General features: G+C 30.4%; 4 protein-coding genes. 3 read left to right on the plus strand and 1 reads right to left on the minus strand.

Features of this window, described 5'->3' with window-relative positions; all coding sequences use genetic code 11:
* Positions 1-465 precede the first annotated feature (465 nt).
* Positions 466-1,338: a replication initiation protein gene (locus tag H9D55_RS04215; protein ID WP_186077167.1), complete on the minus strand. Its 873-nt coding sequence runs from the start codon at positions 1,336-1,338 to the stop codon at positions 466-468.
* A 747-nt stretch (positions 1,339-2,085) separates the two neighbouring features.
* On the opposite strand from H9D55_RS04215, the gene H9D55_RS04220 reads away from it, so the two are divergent.
* The 3 genes from H9D55_RS04220 to H9D55_RS04230 form a co-directional block, all read left to right on the plus strand.
* Entirely contained in the window at positions 2,086-2,637 is a 552-nt protein-coding gene (locus H9D55_RS04220; RefSeq protein WP_186077169.1) for a hypothetical protein, read from the plus strand.
* 732 nt (positions 2,638-3,369) lie between these two features.
* Positions 3,370-3,696, plus strand: a complete 327-nt coding sequence (locus tag H9D55_RS04225; protein WP_186077171.1) for a plasmid mobilization protein — start codon at positions 3,370-3,372, stop codon at positions 3,694-3,696.
* A 374-nt stretch (positions 3,697-4,070) separates the two neighbouring features.
* A partial coding sequence (locus H9D55_RS04230; protein ID WP_208454730.1) for a hypothetical protein occupies positions 4,071-4,388 on the plus strand: 318 nt, incomplete at its 3' end.

Genomic DNA, 4,388 nt, shown 5'->3' on the forward strand with positions numbered 1-4,388 from the left:
CAGGCATGGATGACCACTATAAAGAATCTGTCATTTATATAAAAGCACAGAAAGCATTAGATAAATATTATAAAGAAAAAAAGATGAATGAGTTGACAAAAAAACAATTTACTAAAGAAAAATCGAGTATGGATTTTTTATCTAATTTTGATGAACTTTAAGTTTAATGTTGCAAATTGCCTAACATATATCTTATATAGAATTTCGTCGGTATAATTAAGATATGGCAACTGCCCCAAAAGGGGGTGTGTTCTATGATTTATGAACTTCTAAATTTGTTCGTGGCACCAATAATCGTCGGTGTCATCTTGTTAGTGATTGAGCGCTATCTAAACACGCATCACAACAAGTAGACAGTTGCCTTAAGTTTAGGCACGAAAAAACCCCACTAGTATGCAGACTAGTGGGGTTTTGTGCATTCTATGATAGAGCTTCTAAATTTGTTAATTACATTATATCACGTAATTAGCTATTCCTAAAGCGATGAATACTCTCTTTTATATCTTGAGTTTGTTCAGGACTTTGATTACTGTTTTTAATTTTACTAGTTTTTTCTTGAAACCACTTAGGCTCAATTGCTTTGCGATTAGGCTTTTTAAATCTAGATTTTTTAATATATTTATCTTCTTGCCATTTTTCTGTACTCTCAGGTTTAAACGTGAATTCATAACCTATAACAGGAGTACCGCGCTTATTTGACTTTATTTTTTTAACTTTTAAATTTAAGAAATAAGGTTGCAGATCTCTAATACCATTTTCAACAATACGTGTTGTAATCATTCCTGTAGAATATGATTTCGGGATGTTCATCAGCGTTTTAAATTCTTCAACATTAAATTCTCTCTTTCCAACTGTTTTATACTGCTTTAATAATCTAAACAGAGTTTTTGAATAAGTTGATTTAACCTCTAAAAATTCATCGAGCATAAACTGTGTCCAATTTCCTTCGTTCCACTCATTTAAAATATATTCAAAGCGTTTATTTACATCAACTTCTAAAGACATATCAGACAGATCATCGCTCCAAGTCGCCTCAAAATAAGTAAATAAAGGCATCATTACAAAAGAATTACTAGTTTTTTTAAAATATGTCATATCTTGCAGCTTTTTAGTTAAGCTTTCTATAGTATCGTGATAGCGTTTATTGTGTTCAATTGTGTAACGTGCTAATTCTGCCAATTCATATTTATCCATAACAATACTACTAGTACCTTCATCACGCATTCTAGTAAGTACAGAAAAAAAGAAATTCATCTCTTCTGTACTCCAATCACGCATCGGAATAGTATTCACTTCATTATTAAATCGAGTTATTTTTTTAAGAACATTTTCTTTCATAAGAACACCCTTTCTAAATACGTTCTTATAATAACAGAAAATCCTTATAAGAACAATAATTTCAACAACGTTCTCATAAACCGACATTTTGTTCTCATAAACCGACATTTTGTTCTCATAAACCGACATTTTGTTCTCATAAACCGACATTTTGTTCTCATAACGTCCAAAAAAGACAGTCATATCAAGGGTTACAGCGTTTCTAAATATGTATTAAATATTAATTAAATAATATTTAAACAACGCGCGTATGCGCGCGCAAGAGAAAACACATAAAATTGCACACCTAAAATTTAAGAAAATCGTAGTAGAAAATAAGTCATTTTGTGATCTGATTTAACAATTAATTTTCAAGTAGATTTAGTTTTAAAAAGCTGCTTTAAGATTAATCGCTTTAAAAACAGTTTTAAGCGTGTTTGAGAAACTTTAAGTTTTAAACGTGTATTTCATCAGGAAAAAGATTTAAATGCATGAGAGATACCTTAAAATCATTTCTGTAGGTATTAGAGATACTTAAAAAGCCGTTAGAAGCTATTCTAAGCCAATTTAAGAGACTTTAAATGATTTTAGGTGTATTTATAACAAAAAGTTATTTTCGTTCGAAATCAAGCGCTTACATGCCCCTTTAAGTAGCTATATAAAATAGCAATCTTTAATTACTTTCAAAAGATCATAAATGTTTAAAAATAAAAGAATTAGTCTAAAAAAATAATAAAGTAACTCATTTTTTTCGAAAGGATATTTGAAATGTACAAAGGAAAAGTTTTGAAAAATCTTGTTGTTGGAACAATGGTAACGAGTTTTTCAGTTGTTCCTATGTTGTATGCGAATGCCTCAGAAGTAGATGATGTTTCAGAAAGTATCACAATATCAGATGAAGATGTAACTGGAGAGAACTTTAAAGAGATTGAGAGTATTAAAGTATTTACAAACCAGCAGTTATTCGATGCCTTAGAAGCAGAAGGATATAAACTAACAGATATATTCACTCAAGAAGAGATTGAATATTACAAAGCTCAAGATAAACTTAGAGCAGGTAAAACACAGTGGGTAGGACATAAAGATGGATCTGCAACACTTTATTTATCTTCTGCATATACTAAGACTATTAAAGTATTAGGCTCTGCAGCTGCAGGAGCAATTGGAGCCGTTGCAGGTGGAGGTATAGCTTCCGGAGCTTTAGCAGGACTGCTAGGTGGCATGGTTGCTGAAAATATAGACGGTTCTAAGGGAATTTATATAGAGTTTTCTCAAGATCCGAACCATATTTTTTATCCTAGTGGTTGGGGCTATCAATAAGTCAAAATTAAAAGAGGGGTTGTTATGAGTAAAATTTCAAGAGCCATATCGATAGGAATTTTTGTAGGTCTCTTAGTCCTATTGATCGAGCTAATATCTCCGTTTAATAATCTTGCTTATGAAAGTTTATTAAATGTATTAACGATAGTAATATTAACCACTCTGTTCTCTGTGTTAATTACGCGTACTGGAGAAAAAAAGAATTTGTAATTTAAAACATGTTCAAAAAAAACAAAGATTAGTAACCAAATGATAGATTAAAAAGTTCAAAGCACTCGAATTGTTTCGAGTGCTTTGAACTTTTTTTGTGTTCTCATACTTCAATTTATAAAAAGAGCATAAGGGGCAATGACGTCACTTCTCAAAGAGTGAGTGACGGGTTGGCAGTGCCAACCATTGCTATAAAAGCATTTTTATAGTGTGTAATGAATGTGTTTTTATGGAGTCATAAATTAACTATAAAACACACTGTTTACACACTCTTTTTTTACATCGTTAGTGTAAATATATATTGATTACACACACTATGTGTATTAAAATGTTATCATATACACACTAAATGTGTAACTATTTCAATGGAGTTTAGAAGGGGTGTTCAAAAATTCACATGCGCCAATAATGCTTTTTTATCGAATCTACAAAGATTACTCTTTATTTTATTAAAGTAGTCTATATAGACTACTTTAAAATCATTATATGAAATCTATATAGACTACTATAGGAGCGTTGATTATGAATAAAAAAAGACGAAATAATGTATCAATAAAGTTGACTGATGATGAAAAGAAAAGAGCAGAATTTTTTGCTGAAGAACGTGATTTAAACTTATCGGAGTATTTTAGGATGAGTGGACTTAAACATCGAATTAAGCCAACAATTGTTAATTTTGAACAGTCGCAAAATAGCATTGAAGAATCTGAAAAGCTGATTGAGGCAATCATGCTTATTCAACAGCATATTGCAGAGAATGGATATATGCACTGGCATGATTATAAAAATGATTCTAAAGTGATTAACGCACTAAAGTACATTAGAAACAGAACTTTTAATGACAAATAAGCGCATTTAGAGCCATTTATCTATGACTACATACATAGTTGTATGCTAAAACACGTTCTAGCGCTTGATATGTATGAGTTTCTAGCTGTTTTAACTAATTTAGGGGGAGATTAAAATAAAACGAGTCACTTTACGTGTTCCAGATATCACGAATGAAATTTTGGTTACAAAAGCGAAAGAGTTAGGAATATCCAAAAATGAATATATTAATTTATTAATCGAAGAGTCAATTTCGAACGTACTACAAAAAAATCATAACATAGAGGTTTTATCTCGTATAAATCATCTAGTAAATGTTGTAGACAAACAAACCATAGAATTGAATAAATTAAGCCAAGCCAATGAGATTATAGTCAATTTATTAGGAGATATATTTGACATTAATGAAAAAGGGAGAAATTGAAATGTCAGAAAAAGATAGAATAAATATCATTATTCCAAAAGAAGACTTAATAGAAATAAATAAGTATGTGAGTGAGAATAATGAGTATACGTCTAGATCGGACTTTTTTGTAAAAGCTGCATTGCAAAAAATTAAATCTGATGCTAATGAAGAAGAATTAGAGAATGAATCAATGAAAAAGATAAAATACATTGATTCAAATGTAGAATTACTTTTACAAATGCTAGTTGGATTTATGTTTAATAATGAGATGGCAGGCATGGATGACCACTATAAAGAATCTGTCATT

Origin of the sequence: Phocicoccus pinnipedialis (genome assembly GCF_903994035.1) — a bacterium.
GTDB classification, from domain to species: Bacteria; Bacillota; Bacilli; order Staphylococcales; family Salinicoccaceae; genus Phocicoccus; species Phocicoccus pinnipedialis.